General features: G+C 66.2%; 17 protein-coding genes. 7 read left to right on the top strand and 10 right to left on the bottom strand.

All coding sequences use genetic code 11. The features are described 5' to 3' along the window. Positions 1 to 21: 21 nt before the first annotated feature. The gene (gene bamC, locus HPF_RS09430; RefSeq protein ID WP_127804037.1) at positions 22 to 1,152 is read left to right on the top strand and encodes an outer membrane protein assembly factor BamC; all 1,131 of its coding nucleotides are present in this window, start codon (positions 22 to 24) and stop codon (positions 1,150 to 1,152) included. Positions 1,153 to 1,239: 87 nt separating this feature from the next. Here bamC and HPF_RS09425 read toward each other — a convergent pair whose 3' ends face one another. From HPF_RS09425 to HPF_RS09415, 3 genes are all read right to left on the bottom strand, one after another. Next, positions 1,240 to 1,596, bottom strand: coding sequence for a hypothetical protein (locus tag HPF_RS09425; RefSeq protein WP_066159009.1), 357 nt, complete (start codon positions 1,594 to 1,596; stop codon positions 1,240 to 1,242). A gap of 220 nt (positions 1,597 to 1,816) precedes the next feature. Next, positions 1,817 to 2,329, bottom strand: a complete 513-nt coding sequence (locus HPF_RS09420) for a hypothetical protein (protein ID WP_127804035.1) — start codon at positions 2,327 to 2,329, stop codon at positions 1,817 to 1,819. A 3-nt stretch (positions 2,330 to 2,332) separates the two neighbouring features. Beyond that, positions 2,333 to 3,505 (bottom strand): JmjC domain-containing protein, encoded by a 1,173-nt coding sequence (locus HPF_RS09415; RefSeq protein WP_133156449.1) that lies wholly within the window; start codon positions 3,503 to 3,505, stop codon positions 2,333 to 2,335. A 14-nt stretch (positions 3,506 to 3,519) separates the two neighbouring features. Between HPF_RS09415 and HPF_RS09410 the strand changes: the two genes are divergently transcribed. Further along, on the top strand, positions 3,520 to 4,059 hold the full coding sequence (locus HPF_RS09410) for an FKBP-type peptidyl-prolyl cis-trans isomerase (RefSeq protein WP_066159019.1): 540 nt from the start codon (positions 3,520 to 3,522) through the stop codon (positions 4,057 to 4,059). Between the two features lie 22 nt (positions 4,060 to 4,081). Here HPF_RS09410 and dut read toward each other — a convergent pair whose 3' ends face one another. The 7 genes from dut to HPF_RS09375 form a co-directional block, all read right to left on the bottom strand. Further along, the gene (dut, locus tag HPF_RS09405; RefSeq protein ID WP_066159022.1) at positions 4,082 to 4,531 is read right to left on the bottom strand and encodes a dUTP diphosphatase; all 450 of its coding nucleotides are present in this window, start codon (positions 4,529 to 4,531) and stop codon (positions 4,082 to 4,084) included. Between the two features lie 23 nt (positions 4,532 to 4,554). Further along, on the bottom strand, positions 4,555 to 6,384 hold the full coding sequence (locus HPF_RS09400) for a TRAP transporter large permease (RefSeq protein ID WP_066159025.1): 1,830 nt from the start codon (positions 6,382 to 6,384) through the stop codon (positions 4,555 to 4,557). 17 nt (positions 6,385 to 6,401) lie between these two features. Beyond that, positions 6,402 to 7,001 carry a TRAP transporter small permease subunit gene (locus tag HPF_RS09395; RefSeq protein WP_066159027.1) on the bottom strand — a complete coding sequence of 200 codons (600 nt, stop codon included), beginning with the start codon at positions 6,999 to 7,001 and terminating at the stop codon, positions 6,402 to 6,404. Positions 7,002 to 7,116: 115 nt separating this feature from the next. Next, positions 7,117 to 8,196 carry a TRAP transporter substrate-binding protein gene (locus HPF_RS09390; protein ID WP_066159030.1) on the bottom strand — a complete coding sequence of 360 codons (1,080 nt, stop codon included), beginning with the start codon at positions 8,194 to 8,196 and terminating at the stop codon, positions 7,117 to 7,119. A 225-nt stretch (positions 8,197 to 8,421) separates the two neighbouring features. Further along, entirely contained in the window at positions 8,422 to 10,317 is a 1,896-nt protein-coding gene (dxs, locus tag HPF_RS09385) for a 1-deoxy-D-xylulose-5-phosphate synthase (protein ID WP_133156448.1), read from the bottom strand. Positions 10,318 to 10,353: 36 nt separating this feature from the next. After that, complete coding sequence (locus HPF_RS09380; RefSeq protein WP_066159035.1) at positions 10,354 to 11,259, bottom strand: polyprenyl synthetase family protein; 906 nt, start codon at positions 11,257 to 11,259, stop codon at positions 10,354 to 10,356. Continuing rightward, a complete protein-coding gene (locus HPF_RS09375; protein WP_133156447.1) occupies positions 11,256 to 11,522 on the bottom strand; it encodes an exodeoxyribonuclease VII small subunit in 267 nt (88 codons plus the stop codon). The genes HPF_RS09380 and HPF_RS09375 overlap by 4 nt, the downstream gene beginning before the upstream one ends. A gap of 270 nt (positions 11,523 to 11,792) precedes the next feature. Here HPF_RS09375 and HPF_RS09370 point away from each other — a divergent pair, with 270 nt between their 5' ends. The 5 genes from HPF_RS09370 to HPF_RS09350 all read left to right on the top strand — a co-directional run bounded on the left by HPF_RS09370 (position 11,793) and on the right by HPF_RS09350 (position 19,949). Next, complete coding sequence (locus HPF_RS09370; protein WP_066159040.1) at positions 11,793 to 12,944, top strand: aromatic ring-hydroxylating oxygenase subunit alpha; 1,152 nt, start codon at positions 11,793 to 11,795, stop codon at positions 12,942 to 12,944. 6 nt (positions 12,945 to 12,950) lie between these two features. After that, positions 12,951 to 13,841 carry a DMT family transporter gene (locus tag HPF_RS09365; protein WP_079366043.1) on the top strand — a complete coding sequence of 297 codons (891 nt, stop codon included), beginning with the start codon at positions 12,951 to 12,953 and terminating at the stop codon, positions 13,839 to 13,841. Between the two features lie 86 nt (positions 13,842 to 13,927). Then, on the top strand, positions 13,928 to 14,797 hold the full coding sequence (locus HPF_RS09360; protein ID WP_133156446.1) for a sulfurtransferase: 870 nt from the start codon (positions 13,928 to 13,930) through the stop codon (positions 14,795 to 14,797). Between the two features lie 38 nt (positions 14,798 to 14,835). After that, entirely contained in the window at positions 14,836 to 17,385 is a 2,550-nt protein-coding gene (locus HPF_RS09355) for a PAS domain-containing sensor histidine kinase (RefSeq protein WP_133156445.1), read from the top strand. Beyond that, complete coding sequence (locus HPF_RS09350; protein WP_133156444.1) at positions 17,382 to 19,949, top strand: PAS domain-containing sensor histidine kinase; 2,568 nt, start codon at positions 17,382 to 17,384, stop codon at positions 19,947 to 19,949. The genes HPF_RS09355 and HPF_RS09350 overlap by 4 nt, the downstream gene beginning before the upstream one ends.

The following is a 19,949-nucleotide window of genomic DNA, read 5'->3' as shown; positions in this document are numbered from 1 at the left end:
AAGACGTCATCCAAGCTGCCCATGTCCATCACCTCACGCTCTCTGTCTTCGCGCATCCGCCCCACCGTGTCGCTCCGCTGGGGCGCCGTGGCCATGGCAGCCTTTCTCGCCACGGGCTGCTCCGTGCTCGAGGAAGACAAGATCGACTACCGCAGCGCCCGCCAGGTCAACTCCCTCGAAGTGCCGCCGGACCTGACCCAGCTCAGCCGCGAGTCGCGCTACCAGGTGCCTGGCGCCACCGTGACGGCCAGCGGCTACCAGACGGCCCAGCCAGTTGCGGGTTCCTCCGACACCGCCGCAAGCAAGATCGGCGATGTCCGCATCGAGCGCGCGGGCAGTCAGCGCTGGCTGGTGGTGGACCGCCCTGCCGACAAGGTGTGGGGCCCCGTCAAGGACTTCTGGCAGGAGAACGGCTTTGTGCTCACCCTGGACCAGGAAACCCTGGGGGTGATGGAGACCGACTGGGCCGAGAACCGCGCCAAGCTGCCGCAGGACGTCATCCGATCCACACTGGGCAAAGTGTTCGACAGCCTCTATTCAACGGGGGAGAAGGACAAGTTCCGCACCCGGCTGGAGCGCACCCCGTCGGGTGCCACAGAGATCTACATCAGCCACCGCGGCATGATTGAGGTCTACACCGATGCCCGCAAGGACCAGACCGTCTGGCAGCCGCGCGCGGCCGACCCCGAGCTGGAAACGGAGTTCATGCGCCGGCTGATGGTCAAGCTCGGCGTCACCGAGGCCCAGGCCAAAGCGGTTACCGCATCGGCACCGACGCCTTCTGCGGCCCGTGTGGTCACCGTCAACAACCAGCCCGCCGTGCAGCTGGAGGACGACTTTGATCGTGCCTGGCGCAGGGTCGGCCTGTCGCTGGACCGCACCGGTTTCACCGTCGAGGACCGCGATCGCAGCCAGGGCGTGTATTTCGTTCGCTACGTGCCCGCAGACGCCACCGCCGAGTCGGCCAAGCCCGGCTTTTTCAGCCGTCTTTTCAGCAGTTCGCCCGCCCAGGCCAAGCCGGTGCAATACCGGATTGCCGTGCGCAGCAGCGGCACCAATACCACGGTGTCCGTGCTGAATGCCCAGGGACAACCCGACACCACGGCCGATGGAAAGCGCATCGTCGAGTTGCTGGCCGCTGATCTGAAGTAAGGGCCACGCAGGCAAAAGAAATGCCGCCCGAGGGCGGCATTTCTTTTGGCCGGACGATTCGGACCTGGGCCCGAACCGGCTGGGCAATTACTGAGCAGGCTTGGCAGCAGCCTTGGCAGCTTCGGCGGCCTTGTCGGCAGCTTCCTTGGCGGCGTCAGCACCAGCCTTGGCAGCGTCGGCGGCGGCACCAGCGGCGTCCTTGGCGGCATCGGCAGCAGCGCCAGCGGCGTCGGCAGCAGCAGCGCCGGCAGCGGCACCAGCGGCGGCGCCAGCGTTGGCAGCAGCAGCGCCAGCATCCTTGGCGGCGTCGACAGCAGCGCCAGCGGCGTCCTTGGCAGCTTCAACGGCGGGGGCTGCAGCGGGAGCAGCAGCTTCTTCCTTCTTGCCACAAGCGGTCAGGGCGATGGCGGCGAGCAGGCTGGCCAGCAGAACGGTCTTTTTCATGGTGATTCCTCAGGATGTGGATGAAAACAAAAAAATGAATCAACCACAAAAAAACCCGAATCGATGATCCGGGCTTGGTTGACCCAGTCGCTTACCGCTATTAACGATTGCGATCTGGAACGAAATCATACGCCGGAACTGCAAATCCGTATTTACCCTTGTCAACTTTTTCTTTTGTTGACAGTTGGCGTTGCAAAAACACACGCCGTTGGGATTCTTGTCACAAACCGAGGACCGTCGCAGGAAACGAAGGGCAGCCCTGCTGCCAGCAGGCCTGCAACCGTTCATGGAGCAGCGTTCGGCGCTCGGGTCGGCGACTGGCGACCATCAGACAACGGCCGATGTCCAGCCGCTCCATGGTCCAGTCGGGTGACCAGATGGCACTGGGCAGTTCACCCCCCGCCACCGCGCGGCATGCGTGGGCTTCGACGATGTGCGACCAGGTCGTGCGCCACTGCACGAGCCTGGGGTGCAACTCGCGCAGCCGGTCAAAGTCCATGGCCATGAACTGGATCTTTCTGCCGCGACAGGCCCAGTCATTGAGGGCGTCAATGACGGACCTCTCGCCCAGAGGCCAGTCGGCGAAATCAGGATCACTGAGCACAATCTGGGTCCAGCCATCGCGGGCGGCGGTTTGCAATGCCAGCCGCACCAGATCCGCAAACTCGCGGCGCCCCTGAATACGCCCTTCCGGCAATGCCGGGAGATCGTCCGGTATCGGCTGTTGCGTCATCTCTCAGTCCTTTTCACCACCCGCCGTGGACTCCGCATGGAGCCAGCCGGCCTCGAACCAGTCCTTCAACAGGGCCTGAGCGTCGGCGCTGGCACGGCGCACCTGCGCCGCACCCAGGCGACGTTGATCTGCCAGGACGCGCATGAGGCGGGCGTCGGCTCCAGCGGCCCGAAAACTCTCTCCGTTGATGAACAGGTGCCTTGAGTCGTACATCATGCGGGTGCGCCGGTCCAGGCGCAACGCCGTCCCAGGCTGCCATGGGCCCACGGGCTCTTCGAACCACACACGGGGCTTGGGCTCGGTCATCACTTCGCCGAGGGCGCAGGCCAGCGAAGTGCGCTCGGCGAGCATGCGCTGCAGGGCATCGGCCGCGAATGCCTCCAGCGAGGCCGGCATCGCGGCCGGGTGGTCGGTGGCCTCCTGCCCGGGGTCGCGGTACAGCGTGCTGTCCTCGAACTCGTCGGCCATGCGTTGGAGCAGTTCGCCGGCGAGCCCTCCGCGCTGGGGCACGCGGAATCCCGCCGAGTAGGTCATGCAGTCGTCGCCGACGGCAATGCCGTCGTGTGCCCAGCGCGGCGGCAGGTACAGCATGTCTCCGGGGTTGAGCAGGTGCTCCTGCTCGGGCTCGAAGTTGCTCAGTATCTTGAGCGGAACATCAGGCTCCAGCGACAGGTCCTTTTGCCGCCCGATGCGCCACAGACGCTGGCCGCTGGCCTGCAGCAGGAATACGTCGTAACTGTCGAAATGGGGCCCTACACCACCGCCATCGCTGGCCCAGGAAATCATCAGGTCGTCCAGGCGCGCGTCGGGCACAAAACGGAACCGGCCCAGCAGATCGTGCGCCGCGTCCAGGTGAAGGTCCACCCCCTGCACCAGCAGGGTCCAGCGCTTCTGTTTCAGGGGCGGAAAGACCGTGCGGGCAAAGGGACCGTGCCGGAGCTGCCACCCGGCCGGCTTGTGCACGATCAGGCGGGACTCGACCGATTCCTGCGCGGCCAGCGCAAACAGCTCGGGGCGTGTGAGCAGGGGCTGGAAACCGGGGAAGGCATTGCGGATCAGCAAGGGCTTTTTCTGCCAGTAGCGCTGCATGAACCGGGCCGGCGACATGCCGCCCAGCATCTGCGCCGGCAGGTCCACAGAAGGAGCGCCTGCGATGGAATCGGTGTGTGGTGTCATGGGACAATTGTCGGATGAAAATCACCGAACAATGTGTGGTCGCGCTGACCTGGACACTCAAGGACACGCTGGGCGAAGAACTCGATGCACTGGACGAGCCCGTCGAGTTCCTGGTGGGTGGCAATGATCTGCTGGCCAGCCTGGAGAAGGCGCTCCAGGGCCACGAGGCCGGCGATTCGCTGGAACTGCAGCTGGAGCCGCACGACGCCTTCGGTGACTACGACGACCGGCTGCTGTTCCTGGAGCCGCGCCACCTGTTTCCCGAGCACCTGGAAGAAGGCATGGGCTTCGAGGGACTGCCGGAGGGTTGCAGCGCCGCTGCCCCCAAGGACCGTCTGTTCTTCGTCAGCGACATCTACCCGGACCACGTGGTCATGGACGGCAACCACCCGCTGGCGGGCATCGCGCTGCGCATCCGGCTGAAAGTGCACGACGTGCGCGAGGCCGAGGTCAGCGAAATCGGCCGGGGCACGCTGGGCACCGGCTTTTTCCGGATGCAGGTGGACCCCTCAGGTCCCGGCGACGAACCGCCTCAGGCTCCCACCCTGCACTGACGCAGCGCGCGGGCTGCGCCGGTCAGCCGCGCCCGGTCGATCCGTAACCGCCCGCGCCGCGTTCGCTGGCCTGGGCGAAATCACTCACCACATTGAAGCGGGCCTGCACCACGGGCACGATGACCATCTGCGCAATGCGCTCCATGGGTTCGATGGTGAAGGCCACATCGCTGCGATTCCAGGCGCTCACCATCAGCTGGCCCTGGTAGTCGCTGTCGATCAGACCGACCAGGTTGCCCAGCACGATGCCGTGCTTGTGGCCCAGCCCCGACCGGGGCAGGATCATGGCGGCGTAGCCCGGGTCGGCGAGGTGGATCGCCAGCCCGGTCGGCACCAGTTGCCAGGCGTTGGGCGCCAGGGTCAGCGGCGCGTCCAGGCAGGCACGCAGATCCAGGCCCGCGCTGCCGGCCGTCGCGTAGGAGGGAAGCTGGCCCGCCATGCGCGGATCCAGCACCTTGACATCAATCTGCATGTTTCGGGTTCCGCAGAAGGGGCTCACTGCCCCGTCTTCTCGCTCTTGAGTTCGTCTTCCAGCGCCTTGGCAGGATCGACCTCCTCTTCATCAGCGGGTTCGGCCGCATCGCCTTCGGCGGGCTGCTCGGCCCCCTCCATGCCCTGGGTCGGGTCCTGCTCCTCTTCCTGTTCGAGGCCCGGCATGTTGTTGAGCATGTCGGTCACAGTGGCGTCGTCCACCTTGGCGGCGGCCTCGATATTGCCGATCACCAGCTTCGGGTAGGCAATGACGACGGACACCATGATCAGCTGCAGGATGATGAAGGCGATGGAGCCCTTGTAGATCTGCGCCGTGGTCACCGCAGGGATGCGCTGCTTGGTCACCTGGTCGGTGTAGTCGTTGCGGGCAGCCACCGAGCGCAGGTAGAACAGAGCGAAGCCGAAGGGTGGTGTGAGGAACGAGGTCTGCAGGTTCATAGCAAGGATGATGCCGAACCAGATCAGAGCCATCTCCGGCGGCGCGCCTTCAGGCAGCAGCTCCGGCAGCACCTTGGCCGCCACTGGCGCGAGCATCGGCACCACGATGAAGGCGATCTCGAAGAAGTCGATGAACATGCCCAGCACGAAGACCAGCAGGTTCACAATGATCAGGAAGCCCAGCGCACCGCCCGGCAGCTTGTCGAACAGGTGCTCGACCCAGATGTGACCGTCGGCTGCGTTGAAAGTAAAGCTGAACACGGTGGAGCCGATCAGGATCGACAGCACGAAGATGGCCAGCTTGGTCGTGTTCTCGCCGGCCTGCCTCATCAGGTCGAGGCTCAGGCGCTTGCGCGAGGCCGCCATGATCAGCGCGCCCAGGGCGCCCATGGCGCCGCCTTCGGTGGGCGTTGCAATGCCCAGGAAGATGGTGCCCAGCACCAGGAAGATCAGGACCAGCGGCGGGATCAGCACGAAGGTGACCTGCTCGGCCAGGCGGGACAGCAGGCCCATGCGGGTGATGCGGTTGACGATGGCCAGGGCCAGAGCCAGCAGCGAGGCCACGGTGATGGACATGATGACCACCTCGTCGCCTGCGGCCTCCATTTCGCGCCCGATCATCGGGTTGATGATGGCGTTGTGGTTCTGGGCCCAGATGTAGCCAGCCACGCCGCAGATCGCCAGCAGCACCAGCAATGAACGGTGGCCGCTCGCGCCGTTGGGTTCGCGGTAGATGCGCGCCTCCTGGGGCAGCGCCGGCACCCAGTCGGGCTTGAAGATGGCCACGGCCGCGATGAAGGCCAGATACAGGCCCACCAGCATCAGGCCGGGCAGCAGGCCACCGGCGTACATGTCGCCCACCGAACGGCCGAGCTGGTCGGCCAGCACGATCAGCACCAGCGACGGCGGAATCGCCTGCGCCAGCGTGCCCGATGCGGTGATGGTGCCGGTGGCGATCGTCCGGTTGTAGCCGTAGCGCAGCATGATGGGCAGCGAGATCAGGCCCATTGAGATCACGGCCGCAGCGACCACGCCGGTGGTGGCGGCCAGCAGCGCGCCCACCAGGATCACGGCCACGGCCAGGCCACCGCGCACGGGGCCGAACACCTGGGCCACAGTCTCCAGCAGGTCCTCGGCCATCCGGCTTCGCTCCAGGATGATGCCCATGAAGGTGAAGAACGGAATGGCCAGCAGGGTGTCGTTCTGCATGATGCCGAACACCCGCAGCGGCAGGGCCTGGAACAGGTTGGACGGAAACAGCCCGACCTCCATGCCGATGAAACCGAAGAAGAGGCCAGTGGCGGCCAGAGAAAACGCCACCGGGAAGCCCATGAGCAGGAACACCAGCAAGCCGGTGAACATGATGGGCACGAAATTGGATGCAATGAATTCCATGATGGTTCTCTCGCCTCTTATTGCGCGGCCTTGAGGCGCTGCTGCTCTTCTTCCAGCAGTTGCTGGGCCAGGAGTTCTTCTTCGCTCGGACCTTCATGGGCCAGCACGTCCGGACCGTTGCCGGTCAGGAAGGCGATGCGCTTGATGAGCTCGCTCAGGCTCTGCAGCGCGAGCAGGGCAAAACCAGCCGGGATCAGTGCATACACCGGCCAGCGGATCAGGCCGCCCGCGTTGGACGACATTTCGCCGGATTCGTAGGCGTTCACGAACAGCGGCCAGCCCAGCGTGGCCATCATGTAGCACAGCGGAAACACGAAGACGATGATGCCGATCACGTCCACCCAGTTGCGGCCGCGCGCGCTGAACTTCGACGAGATGAAGTCGATGCGCACATGGGCATTGCGCAGGAAGGCGTAGCCGCTGCCCAGCATGAACACCGCCGCGAACAGGTACCACTGGATTTCCAGGAAGGCGTTGGAGCTGGTGTCGAAGAGCTTGCGCACGATGGCGTTGCCGGCACTGATCATGGTGGTCGCCAGGATGAACCACATGGCGAGCTTGCCGATGCGCTCGGTCAGCGCGTCGATCAGGCGGGAGAGCGTGAGGAGGAATGACATGAAGGTCCCCTTGTGTTGAAGGGTGCAGGCGCGAGGGATTCAGAAAAATGTCAGGGTACCTTCCACGCAAAAAAACCCCGTGGGGACGGGGTTCTTTTGCGGAAGGCCGTGAAGCTTACAGCTTCTGGCGCTGCATGAAGTTGTCGAAGTTGGCTTCGGTGAAGCGGAACCAGACGTTGGCGTCCTTGCGGAAGGCCGAGTAGTCGGTGTAGATCTTCTTCCAGGCCGGGTTGGTGTCGTTCAGCTCGGTGTAGAGGGCCATCGATTGCTTGAAGGCCTCGTCCATGACGGCCTTGGGGAACGGCAGCACCTTGGCGCCGTTGGCCACCAGGCGCTTGATCGCCTGCGGATTGCGGGCGTCGTAGCGGGCCTGCATCTCGGTGTGGGCGTAGGCCGTTGCAGCTTCAACAATGGCCTGGTATTCCTTCGACAGGGCGTTGAAGGCGGCCTTGTTGATGTAGAAGTCGAGTTGGGCACCGCCTTCCCACCATCCAGGGTAGTAGTAGTTCTTGGCAACCTTGAAGAAGCCCAGCTTCTCATCGTCGTACGGACCGACCCATTCGGTCGCGTCGATGGTGCCCTTTTCCAGCGCCTGGTAGATCTCGCCGCCAGGAATGTTCTGCGGCACACCACCCATGCGGGTCAGCACCTTGCCGGCAAAACCGCCAATGCGCATCTTCAGGCCCTTGATGTCGGCCACGGTCTTGACTTCCTTTCGGTACCAGCCGCCCATCTGGGACCCGGTGTTGCCGCCAGGGAAGTTGATGATGTTGTACTTGTCGTAGAACTCGCGGAACAGCTTCATGCCGTTGCCGTCGAAGTACCAGGCGGTCAGCTGGCGGCTATTCAGGCCGAAAGGAATGGCCGTACCCATGGCGAAGGTGTCGTCCTTGCCGAAGTAGTAGTAGGGGGCGGTGTGACCAGCTTCGACGGTGCCTTGCTGCACACCGTCCACGATGCCGAACGCGGGCATCAGTTCACCGGCGGGGTGCACGGAGACGACGAACTTGCCGCCGGACATCGCATTGACTTTTTCCGCGAACACTTCGGCGGCACCGTAGATGGTGTCCAGCGCCTTGGGGAAGCTGGAGGCCAGGCGCCAGCGGATGGCGGCCTGTGCATGCACAGCGGGGGCTGCTCCTGCGGCCAGCACACCGGCGATGCCGGCGTGCTTGAGGATGGAACGACGATCCATGTTGTATGACTCCGTGGTTGGTATTTCATGCCCGCCCGGAAGGGTCGGGGACTTCTGCAGTCCGGGCCATTGTAGGAACGCACCCCCCCCCTTCCGTGGGGGTTTTCCCTCGAAATCAGAGCAAGATCGTGAACGCTTTCAGGCTTTTGCAAGCTTGCTGCACTCAAACCGTGCAGGCTTTCGAAACGCCTCAAACAGGCCGTGAAATTTCTTCAACGCGGTCGTTCAGGCGGCCGCCTTGAGACCACCGGAGCCACCCAGCACGTCGGCAAAACGTTGCCTGATGGACGACTCGATGCCGCTGGCATCCAGCCCCACGTTGGCCAGCAGCCTGGCGGGATCACCGTGCTCGATGAACTCGTCGGGCAACCCGAGCTGCAGCACGGGCATCGACAGACCCTCGGCCTGCAGGGCCTCCAGCACGGCACTGCCGGCGCCACCCATGACGCAGCCCTCTTCCACCGTGACGAGCGCCTGGTGGCTGTGCGCCATCTCGCGCAGCAGGTCCATGTCAAGCGGTTTGGCCCAGCGCATGTTGGCGACGCTGGCACCGAGCGCCTCGGCGGCCGCCAGCGCCGGATGCAGCAGGGTTCCAAAGGCCAGGATGGCCACGCCATGGCCACGCCGCCGCACTTCGCCCTTGCCGAACGGCAGCCCATCCAGACTGGCCGGCACCGCCGCGCCCACACCGGCACCGCGCGGATAGCGCACCGCCACCGGGTGGTCCTGGTGGTGGGCCGTCGACAGCAACTGGCGCGTTTCCGCCTCGTCCGACGGACAGGCGATCGACATGTTGGGGATGCAGCGCAGGTAGGCGATGTCGTAGGCACCGGCGTGGGTCGCGCCATCGGCACCCACCAGGCCCGCGCGGTCCAGTGCGAACACCATGGGCAGCCTCTGCAGCGCCACATCGTGAATCAGCTGGTCGTAGCCCCGCTGAAGGAAGGTGGAGTAGATCGCGACCACCGGCTTCATGCCTTCGCAAGCCAGCCCGGCGGCAAAGGTCACCGCATGCTGTTCGGCGATGCCGACGTCGAAATAACGGCCCGGGAACCTCTGGTGGAACTCCACCATGCCCGAGCCCTCGCGCATGGCTGGGGTGATGCCGACCAGCTTGGGGTCGGCGGCAGCCATGTCGCACAACCACTGTCCGAACACCTGCGTGAACGTGGGTTTGGGGGGCGTGGCCGGTTTGACCAGGCCCACGGCGGGATCGAACTTGCCGGGGCCGTGGTAGGCCACGGGGTCCGCCTCGGCCAGCTTGTAGCCCTGCCCCTTCTTCGTGACCACGTGGAGGAACTGCGGCCCCGCACCGTTGTCCAGCAGGTGGCGCACGTTCTCCAGCGTGGGGATGAGCGAGTCGAGGTCGTGCCCGTCGATGGGGCCGACGTAGTTGAAGCCGAACTTCTCGAACAGCGTGGCCGGCACCACCATGCCTTTGGCGTGCTCTTCCAGCCGCTTGGCCAGTTCGAACAGCGGCGGCGCGCCCTTGAGCACAGTCTTGCCGACGTTCTTGGCGGCGGCGTAGAACTGGCCGCTCATGAGCTGGGCCAGGTAGCGGTTGAGCGCGCCCACCGGGGGCGAGATCGACATGTCGTTGTCGTTGAGGATCACCAGCAGGCGGCCGTGTTCGACACCGGCGTTGTTCAGCGCCTCGAAGGCCATGCCCGCGGTCATGGCGCCGTCACCGATGATGGCCACCGCGTGGCGGCTCTCGCCTTTCATCTTGGCGGCCAGTGCCATGCCCAGCGCCGCCGAGATGCTGGTGGACGAGTGGGCGGTGCCAAAGGTGTCGTACTCGCTCTCGTCGCGGCGCGGAAAACCGCTGATGCCACCGAACTGGCGCAGCGTGGACATGCGGTCGCGGCGGCCAGTCAGGATCTTGTGCGGGTAGGTCTGGTGGCCCACGTCCCAGACCAGCCGGTCTTCGGGCGTGTTGAAGACATAGTGCAGCGCCACCGTGAGCTCCACCGTGCCGAGGTTGGAACTGAGGTGCCCGCCGGTTTTCGAGACGCTCTGCAGCACATGGTCGCGCAGTTCGTCGGCCAGGGGGCGCAGCTGCGTGCGGGACAGGCGCCGCAGGTCGGCCGGGGATTCGATGGTGGACAGCAGGTTGCTCATGGGGCAGGTATTTCGCTTGAGGGCGGCTTTCCGGGTTCAGGACGCGCGGCGGCCAACCCAGTCGGCCAGCGCATGCAGGGTGTCGGTGTGGGGCAAGGCACTGGCGGACAACGCCTGGTGCGCCTGGTCCAGCACCTCGTCGGCGTAGGCCTGGGCCGACTCCAGGCCCATGAGCGACACAAAGGTGGGCTTGTCGGCGGCGGCGTCCTTGCCCGCGGTCTTGCCCAGCGTCGCGGAGTCGGTGGTGACGTCCAGGATGTCGTCGACCACCTGGAAGGCCAGGCCGATGCAGGCGCCGTAGGTGGACAACTGCCGCAGCACGGCCGCGTCTAGAGCGGCGGTGGACGCGCCCATCATGACGCTGGCCTGCAGCAGCGCACCGGTCTTGAGACGGTGCATGCCCTCCAGGGCCTTCTGGTCCAGCGCCACGCCGACGCTGGCGAGGTCGACGGCTTGCCCCCCGGCCATGCCGGATGCACCGGCCGCCACGGCCAGCTGGCGGCACAGGCGGGCCGACAGCGCCGCAGGCACCGAACCGTCGTCGGGCACCAGCAACTCGAACGCCAGGGCCTGCAGGGCGTCGCCGGCCAGCAGCGCCTGCGCCTCGCCGTACTTCACATGCACTGTGGGCTTGCCCCGCCGCAACACATCGTTGTCCATGCAAGGCATGTCGTCGTGGACCAAGGAATACGCATGGATGAGCTCCACCGCACAGGCCGCCCGCATGGCCACTGCAGGGTCGCCCTGCACGGCCTCGCAAGCTGCCAGCGCCAGCAGCGGGCGCAGGCGCTTGCCGCCGTCCAGTACCGCATAGCGCATGACCAGCCCCAGACCCGCCGGCGCATCGGCCAGCACCCAGTTCGACAGGGCCTGCTCCACGTGCTCCTGCTGGCGCACCCGCCAGGCCACGAACGCGGTGTTGTCCGACAGGCCCGCGCTCATTGGCCGTCCCAGGGTTTGGGCTCGCCGTTTTCGAGCACCTTGATCTGCTGCTCCACCGCCTCCAGCCGGGTGCGGCAGTAGGCCAGCAGCTCGGCGCCGCGCTGGTAGCGACCCAGCAGCTGGTCCAGCGGCAACTGCCCCGCATCCAGCTGGGCGACCAGCTGCTCCAGCTCCTCCAGCGCGGCCTCGTAGCTGGCCGGGGTGGCAGACGCGTCGGCCGAGCGGCTTGATCGGGTGGACTTTGTGGGGGTCGGAGAGGTCATTCGCTGAAGTCGATTGCGGGTGGCAAACACCCGACGGACACCCTGCGGACGGCAGGGCCAGCGCGCGATTTTATCCCCCGGTCCGCTCAAACTCCAGCCACCGCAGGGGCCTGGAAGGGGCGGGGTACAATCCCGCCTCTTTTTTGTTCAACTGACGGGCCTCGCACGCCCGGAGGGACGCAGCACTTCACCCATCCCGCGCAGATCGTTCACTCGCTCGAGCGCTTCACCCTGCCCCTTCATAGGGGGAGTCTTTAGGTCAAGACCACCATGTCTGATTTGAGTCTTCAATTGCAGCAGGCCGCAAGCCAATTGCCGGTTTCCAGCTACTTCGACGAGGCATTGTTCCGCAGGGAACTTGAAACGATCTTTCAGCACGGGCCCCGCTACGTGGGGCACGTGAACGCGGTTCCCGAGCTGGGCGACTACTTCGCCCTGCCACAGGAGGGTGAAGGACGCGCGCTGGTTCGCACCGCCAACGGCGTCGAACTCGTCTCCAACATCTGCCGCCACCGACAGGCCGTGATGCTCAAGGGCCGCGGCAACCTGAACCAGAACGCCAAGGGTCACAGCGGTGGCCACATCGTCTGCCCCCTGCACCGCTGGACCTACAGCGGTGGCCAGTCGGCCAACAGCAAGCTGGGCAACCTGCTGGGCGCCCCGCATTTCTCGCACGACCCCTGCGCCGATCTCAAGCGCTATTCGCTGCGCGAATGGAACGGCCTGCTGTTCGAAGACAACGGCCGCGACATCGCCGCCGATCTGGCGAACATGGGTCCGGCGTCCACGCTGAGCTTCGAGGGCATGGTGCTGGGCCACGTCGAACTGCACACCTGCAACTACAACTGGAAGACCTTCATCGAGGTCTATCTGGAGGACTACCACGTCGTGCCCTTCCACCCCGGACTGGGCAACTTCGTCACCTGCGACGACCTGCAGTGGGAGTTCAAGCCCGAGTACTCGGTGCAGACCGTGGGCATCCAGAACCTGCTCAAGTCCGGCAGCGCCACGTACCAGAAGTGGCACGAGGTGCTGATGCAGTACCGCAACGGCGAGCTGCCCGCACAGGGCGCGGTGTGGCTGACCTACTACCCGCACATCATGGTGGAGTGGTACCCGCACGTGCTGACGGTCTCGACCCTGCACCCGCTGGGGGTCGACAAGACACTCAACATGGTGGAGTTCTACTACCCCGAGGAGATCGCCGCCTTCGAACCCGGTTTCATGGAGGCGCAGCGCGCCGCCTACATGGAGACCTGCATCGAGGACGACGAGATCGCCGAGCGCATGGACGCGGGCCGCAAGGCCCTGTACGAGCGCGGCGACAACGAGGTCGGCCCCTACCAGAGCCCGATGGAAGACGGCATGCAGCACTTCCACGAGTGGTACCGCGGCCGCCTCGGCGATGCGCTGAAAGGCTGAGACCCCATGCAGGCCCTCTGGATGCTGCTGGCGTCCCTGTTTTTCGCCAGCATGGGGGTCTGCATCAAGTTCGCATCCGCGCACTTCAACAGCTTCGAGATCGTCACCTACCGCGGTCTGGTGGGGGTGGTGTTTCTCTACGGGTTCACCCGGTTCAGCGGCGTCTCGCTGCGCACCACGGTGCCCATGATGCATGTCTGGCGCAGCGTGGTGGGCACCATCTCGCTGACCGCCTGGTTCTACGCCATTGCCATCCTCCCGCTGGCGACGGCGATGACGCTCAACTACATGAGCAGCGTCTGGATCGCCACCTTCCTGCTCGGCGGTGCCCTGCTGACCCAGGGCCGCAATGCGCCGGTCCGGCAACAGGCTCCCCTGTTCCTGACCGTGCTGGCGGGCTTCGGCGGCGTGGCGATGATGCTGCGCCCCACCCTGGCTCCCGACCAGATGCTGGGCGCACTGGTTGGCCTGATGTCCGGCATCTTCGCGGCTTTCGCCTACCTGCAGGTGTCGGCGCTGAGCCGGGCGGGTGAGCCCGAGAGCCGCACGGTGTTCTATTTCTCCATCGGGGCTGTGGTCGCCGGCCTGATCGGCATGCTGTTCGTCGGTGCCACGCCATGGAGCTGGCCTTCCGCGCTCTGGCTGCTGCCCATCGGGCTGCTGGCGCTGGGCGGCCAGCTGTGCATGACCCGTGCCTACGCCAGCGGTGCCACCATGGTCGTGGCCAACCTGCAGTATTCGGGCATCGTGTTCGCCGGCATCTTCGGACTGACCGTGTTCGGCGACCGGCTGCCCCTGATCGGCTGGGCCGGCATGGGCCTGATCATCGTCAGCGGCATCGCGGCCACCGTGCTGCGCGCGCGCGCCGTGCCCCACGCGCCGGCAGAAGAGCACTGAATCCGTGCGCGTCTGCATGCGGTGGGTGGGTCTTTAGGACTTTGGTGTGATCGTCAGCGGTCCCTCCGTACTTGAAAATCAGCCACATGTACACAACCCTCATTTCTGCCGCGCAGCTGCGGCAACTCCTGGACGACCGCCAGCCGGCGCTGATGATGGACTGCAGCTTCGACCTGATGAACCCCGCCGCCGGGCGCCAGCAGTTCGAAGCCGCCCACATCCCCGGCGCGGTGCATGTGGACCTAGACGAGCACCTGAGCGACAAGACCGGACCCGACCGCGCCAGTGGCGGAAGGCATCCCCTGCCCTCCCGCGAAACGTTTGCCAGGCGTCTGCAGGCGCTGGGTCTGAACCCGGGCCAGCAGGTGGTGGCGATGGACCGGCAGGGCGCGAACTACTGTGGCCGGCTCTGGTGGATGCTCAAGTGGTGCGGCCACGAGGCCGTGGCGGTGCTCGACGGCGGAATGGCCGCCTGGGAGGCCGCGGGCGGTGCGGTCATCGAAGGCGCGTCGCCTTCGCTCCCCGCCGGCCGTTTCGAACTGCAGCCTGCCCGCGCCGAAACGCTGGCGGCGCCGGACATTGCGCGCCGGCTGGGCCAGCCCGACCTCACACTGGTCGACGCACGCGCCGCGGCCCGCTTCCGCGGCGAGGTCGAACCACTGGACCCGGTAGCGGGCCACATCCCGGGGGCGCTCAACCGGCCGTTCACCGAGAACATCGGACCGGACGGCCGCTTCAAGCCGGCCACCGAATTGCGGGCCGAATTCGAGCGCCTGCTGGGGTCGCGCGACCCGGCCGCGGTGGTGCACCACTGCGGCAGTGGCGTGAGCGCCATACCCAACCTGCTGGCCATGGAAATCGCCGGCTTCGGACGCACAGCCCTCTTTCCAGGCAGCTGGAGCGAATGGTGCAACACGCCAGGCCTGCCCTGTGCCCGGAGTCAAGTTCCCGGCTGACGGGACGATAGGTCAGACACGCGCCCATACGCCAACCGATGCCTGAAGCCCTGTCCCGCGTGTCCAGCCCGTCCTCCGAACCCTCTTCCAGTCCACTGCGGGCCATCGGTCTGCTGGTGGCCATTGCTGCCACCGTCCAGGCACCCCTGGTGTATCTGAGCACATCCAACCTGTCGGAGGTGATCGCGCCCGCGCTGATCGCGCTGTCGGCCTGGACGGTCCTGCTGTTGCTGAGCAAGGGATTCCAGCGACTCGTAGCACCGCTGCTGGTGACCGCGGTCCTGATCTCGACGGTGATCGCCATCGTGGCTTTCGGCTCGGTGCGCACCGCCGCGGGCTTCCTGTTCGTGGCAGTGGTGGCCGGTGCCGGCATCTTCCTGCCCCGGCGCGCGCTGTTCGTCACCGTGACCCTGAGCGTGGTGGTCCTGGGCGTCCTCACCTGGATGGAGTGGAGTGGCTGGTTCAAACCGGCCAACTTCAAGGTTGGGTTCACGGTGTGGCTGACCCAGTCCATGACCATGGTCGTGGTGGCGATCATGGTCTACCACAGCCGCAGCCGGGCCCAGCAGGCGCTGGATCTTCAGCGCCGCGAGCTGGAGCGGCGCATCCGCAGCGAGCAGGAACGGGACCAGAGCCTGGAGCGGTTCACCCGGATCTTCCGCAACAGCCCCAGCCCGATGATTGCGCAGTCGGCCCGCAGCGGCCTGATCCTGGACGTCAACCCGGCCTTCGAGCGCTGCTATGGACACACCCGCGAGGACGTGCTCGGCTGCACCGACGCCATGCTCTGGGCCGAACCGGAGCAGCGCGCCCTCTACCTGGAACAACTGTTCGCCCTGCGCCGCGCAGACCAGGTCCATGTCCAGGGACTGCGGGCCGACGGCAGCCGCTTCGAGGCGCTGATCAGCAGCGAGATGGGGGACGATCCGCAGGACCGGCTGATCATCACCACGGTCACCGACATCACCGAGCAGAACGCCACCATCGAACGCCTGCGGCGTTCGGAAGAGCGCTTTGCCAAGGCCTTCAACTTCAGTCCGATGAACCTCGCGATCACGCGCCTGTCCGACGGCCGTATCCTGGAGGTGAACCGGGCAGGACTCATCTCCGACAGCATCGGTGTGAACGCCCTGCGCGGCAAGACCACGCTGGAAACCGGCGCCTGGCTCACACCAGCCCACCGGCAGGCCTACGTCGACAAACTCAAGCACGACGGGCGGGTGCTGGCCTACGAGAGCCAGATGCGCGGCAGGGACGGCAAGCCGGTCGACGTGAGGCTGTGGGCGGTGCTGATCGACATCGAGGGCGAAGAGTGCATTCTGTCGTCCACAGTGAACGTGTCGGAAGAGAAGCGGCGCGAGGCCTTGCTGCTGAGCGTGGCGCAGGGCATGACGGGCGAAACGGGCGCGGCCTTTTTCACCGCGCTGGCCCGCCACGCAGCCCCCGCCCTGAAGGCCGACGTGGTGATGGTCAGCGAGCTGATGCCCGACCAGGAGGTGCAGACACTGGCGATGTCCATGGACGGCGCCCTGGTGCCCAACATCGTCTATGCCCCCGAGGGCACCCCCTGCGGCGAGGCCCTTTCGCGCAGCGACCTGTGCGTCCACGAGCAAGGCCTCGCCCACACCTACCCATCGCTGTCGTCGAAGACCGGGATGCAGGCCAGCGCCTACATCGGCCAGAGCCTGCGCGACCAGGACGGCACCGCCATTGGCTTGCTCTCGGCCATGTGGCGCCAGCCCATCACACTCACCGCCGAGATGCGCGCGCTGATGTCGATCTTTGCGAGCCGGGCCACGGCCGAACTGATGCGGCTGCGGCGCGAGCGCGAAATCCAGCAGCTCAACGCGACGCTGGAGCAACGGGTGCAGTCGCGCACCGCCGAGTTGCAGAAGCTCAACGCGGAGCTCGACTCGTTCGCCTACTCGGTGTCGCACGACCTGAAGTCGCCATTGCGTGCGATCGACGGCTTCACGAGCCTGCTGAGCGAACAGTTGCAGGGACGGCTGACCGCCGATGAGGAGCAGCTGCTGCAGCGCGTGCTGGCGTCGACCCACCGCATGAGCACCCTGATCGCCGACATGCTGGCACTGGCCCGCGTCAGCCAGGGCAAGATGGTGCTGAGCCCGACCAACCTGAGCGAGATCGCCGAACAGGTGATGCGCGCGGAACAGGCCAGGCAACCGGGCCGACCTCTCGCGTGGCGCATCGAGCCGGGCCTGGTCAGCGTCTGCGACGCCCGGCTGGCGCGCATCGCGCTGGAGAACCTGCTGGGCAACGCCATCAAGTACACCCGGGACCAGCCACAGCCGCTGATCGAGATGGGGCGCTGCAAGGACGGTGGCCCGGGCCGCGCGAGCTTTTTCGTGCGGGACAACGGCGTAGGCTTCAATATGGCCTATGCCGACAAGCTGTTCAAGCCATTCCAGCGCCTGCACGGACCGAGCGAGTTTGAAGGCACGGGCATCGGACTGGCCACGGTGCGCCGCATCGTGGACCGGCACGGCGGCCAGGTCCAGGGCATCGGAAGGCCCGGAGAAGGCGCCGAGTTCCGCTTCTCCCTGACTCCCGCCAGGGCGCCTCGATGAACGCACCAGCCCCCCTCCCCGCCGCCGAGGTGACCGGCCAGCCGCTCAATCTGCAGCGCTACCAGGATCGATCCCTGCTGGCATTGCTGCTGTGCATCGGTATCGCCGGTCCGCTGGTGGCGTTCGGCGTGCATCTGAGGGACGGGCTGGTGGCGCTGACCTGGGTGGCCCTCGCTTTCTCGCTCACCGACTACCTGCTGCTGGGCCTGTACGCCACGCGCCTGCGCCCACTGGTGGCGCCACTGCTGGTGTACACGCTGATCTTCACATCGGGTGCCGCCATCGTGGCCCATGGCACGGTGCGCAGCATGGCCGCGCTGGTCATGATCGCGGCGGTGGTCGCTGCAGGAGTCTTTCTCTCACGCAGGAACATGCTGATCAGCGGCGTGCTGGGCATCACCATCCTCGGGGTGCTCAACATCGCCGAGAACCTGCAGCTGATGCCGACGCCGGAGACGCGCACCGGCTGGACCGTGTGGATTGTGCAGACCACCATCCTCATCAGCCTGATGATCACGGTCAACCTGGGCCGGCGGCGCATGCTGGACGCGTACCGCAGCCAGAACCTGGCACTGGAGCACAGCCGCGAGGTCGAGCGCCTGCTGCGCCAGAGCCAGGATCGCTTCCAGGCCCTGTTCCGCAGCACGCCGGCCGCCTGCCTGGTGCAGTCGCTGGACACGCAGGACGTGCTCGACGCCAACCAGGCCTTCCAGTCGCTGTTCGGATACACGAACGAGGAGCTGGTGGGTCATCCTCCACCCAGGGTGTGGGCCCGCGACGAGGAACAGACCGAGTTCCGCCGGCTCATCGACACCCAGGGGCGGGTTGGCGGCCTCCGGGGACTGGCCCAGCGCAAGGACGGGTGTGCGTTCCCGGCCATGGTGCATGCCGAGGTCACGCAGAGCGCCACCGAACGGCTGCTGATCGCGGTGGTGTTCGACCTGTCGGCCGATGTGGCCTCGCGCCGCGAACTGGAGATCTCGCGCGAGCGCTTCTCGAAGGCGTTCAACTTCAGCCCGCTGGGCATGACCATCACCCGCCTGAGCGACGGCCGCTTCGTCGAGGTCAACCCCGCCAACGAGCGGGTGCTGGGATGGACACAGGCGGAATTCGAAGGCAAGACGTCGATGGAGGTGGGCGTCTGGGTTTCCGAGACCGACCGCAACCACTATGTGGCCACCCTTCGGCGCGACGGCCGGCTGCAGGGATACGAGACCCGGATGCGGACCAAGGCGGGTGCCATCGTTCCCGTGAGGGTGTGGGCGGAGATCATCGAGATCGACAACGAGCCTTGCGCCCTCTCCTTCACCCTGAATGTGGACGAAGAGAAGCGGCGCGAAGCCATGCTGCTGAACGTGGCCGAGGGCGTCTCTGGCGACACGGGCGAGGCCTTCTTCCGCTCGCTGGTCGAGCACCTGGCCGACGCCATCGGCGCCGACGGCGTCGTGGTGGGCGAGGTGGATCCTCTGAAACAGATGAACACCCTGGCCCTGGTGTGGGACGGCCGGTTGCTCCCCAACAGCACCCACCCGCTGCACAAGACGCTCTGCGAACAGGCCCTGCTGCAACCCGCACTGCTGCGCTTCGAGAGCCCTCGCCCTGCCCACCTGAACCTGGTGCCGCCGTTTTCGGAAGCCCCGCTCCAGTCCGTGCTGGGCCTGCCGCTGCGCGATGGGGACGGCTCGGTGGTGGGCCTGCTCATCGCCGTCTGGCGCCAGCGGCCGCCACCGAACGCCCAGCTGGACGCCCTGCTGACCATCTTCGCCAGCCGCTGCAACGCCGAGCTGCAGCGGCTGCGCCGCGACCGTGAAATCCACAAGCTGCACGACACGCTGGAGCACCGTGTGGCGGCGCGCACCGCCCAGCTGCAGTACCTCAACCGCGAGCTGGACTCTTTCGCCTACTCCGTCTCGCACGACCTCAAGTCGCCGCTGCGCTCCATCGACGGCTTCAGCCACCTGCTGCGCGAGCAGATGGCCGGGCGCATGACCGCGGAGGACATCGACCTGTTCGAGCGCATCGAGGCTTCGGTCCATCGCATGAACAGCCTCATCACCGATCTGCTGGCACTGGCGCGCGTGAGCCAGGGCACCCTGCAGCGCATGAACACCAACCTCAGCGAGCTCGCGCACGACGTGATCCGCCAGGAGCGCCACCGCGATCCGACGCGCGAGGTCGAGGTGGCGATCGAAGAAGGGCTGTATGCCGACTGCGACCCGCGCATGGCGCAGATCGTGCTGGAGAACCTGCTGGGCAACGCCTGGAAATACACCCGCCAGACCACCAACGCCCGCATCAGCTTCACCCGCGCCGAGCAGACGGCCCCGGGTGCGCCGGTGTTCTGCATCCGCGACAACGGTGCGGGCTTCGACATGGCGCGTGCCGAGCGTCTGTTCAAGGCCTTCAACCGTCTGCACACCGCCAGCGAGTTCGAGGGCTCCGGCATCGGGCTGGCCACGGTGCGGCGCATCCTGGAGCGCCACGGTGGCCACATCTGGGGCGAAGGCGCCGTGGGCCAGGGCGCCCGTTTCGAGTTCTGTTTCGGCAGCGAGGCGACCAGCTGA

This window comes from Hydrogenophaga pseudoflava (genome assembly GCF_004353865.1).
In the GTDB taxonomy this organism is placed as follows: domain Bacteria; phylum Pseudomonadota; class Gammaproteobacteria; order Burkholderiales; family Burkholderiaceae_C; genus Hydrogenophaga; species Hydrogenophaga pseudoflava.
This window is presented reverse-complemented; position numbering and strand designations above follow the sequence as displayed.

Coding starts and splice junctions, on each gene's coding strand:
- HPF_RS09350 (WP_133156444.1), top strand. CDS start 17,382: ATGAACGCACCAGCCCCCCTCCCCGCCGCCGAGGTGACCGGCCAGCCG.
- HPF_RS09400 (WP_066159025.1), bottom strand. CDS start 6,384: ATGGAATTCATTGCATCCAATTTCGTGCCCATCATGTTCACCGGCTTG.
- HPF_RS09395 (WP_066159027.1), bottom strand. CDS start 7,001: ATGTCATTCCTCCTCACGCTCTCCCGCCTGATCGACGCGCTGACCGAG.
- dxs (WP_133156448.1), bottom strand. CDS start 10,317: ATGAGCAACCTGCTGTCCACCATCGAATCCCCGGCCGACCTGCGGCGC.
- HPF_RS09415 (WP_133156449.1), bottom strand. CDS start 3,505: ATGACACCACACACCGATTCCATCGCAGGCGCTCCTTCTGTGGACCTG.
- HPF_RS09380 (WP_066159035.1), bottom strand. CDS start 11,259: ATGAGCGCGGGCCTGTCGGACAACACCGCGTTCGTGGCCTGGCGGGTG.
- HPF_RS09360 (WP_133156446.1), top strand. CDS start 13,928: ATGTACACAACCCTCATTTCTGCCGCGCAGCTGCGGCAACTCCTGGAC.
- HPF_RS09410 (WP_066159019.1), top strand. CDS start 3,520: ATGAAAATCACCGAACAATGTGTGGTCGCGCTGACCTGGACACTCAAG.
- dut (WP_066159022.1), bottom strand. CDS start 4,531: ATGCAGATTGATGTCAAGGTGCTGGATCCGCGCATGGCGGGCCAGCTT.
- bamC (WP_127804037.1), top strand. CDS start 22: ATGTCCATCACCTCACGCTCTCTGTCTTCGCGCATCCGCCCCACCGTG.
- HPF_RS09370 (WP_066159040.1), top strand. CDS start 11,793: ATGTCTGATTTGAGTCTTCAATTGCAGCAGGCCGCAAGCCAATTGCCG.
- HPF_RS09365 (WP_079366043.1), top strand. CDS start 12,951: ATGCAGGCCCTCTGGATGCTGCTGGCGTCCCTGTTTTTCGCCAGCATG.
- HPF_RS09390 (WP_066159030.1), bottom strand. CDS start 8,196: ATGGATCGTCGTTCCATCCTCAAGCACGCCGGCATCGCCGGTGTGCTG.
- HPF_RS09355 (WP_133156445.1), top strand. CDS start 14,836: ATGCCTGAAGCCCTGTCCCGCGTGTCCAGCCCGTCCTCCGAACCCTCT.
- HPF_RS09375 (WP_133156447.1), bottom strand. CDS start 11,522: ATGACCTCTCCGACCCCCACAAAGTCCACCCGATCAAGCCGCTCGGCC.
- HPF_RS09420 (WP_127804035.1), bottom strand. CDS start 2,329: ATGACGCAACAGCCGATACCGGACGATCTCCCGGCATTGCCGGAAGGG.
- HPF_RS09425 (WP_066159009.1), bottom strand. CDS start 1,596: ATGAAAAAGACCGTTCTGCTGGCCAGCCTGCTCGCCGCCATCGCCCTG.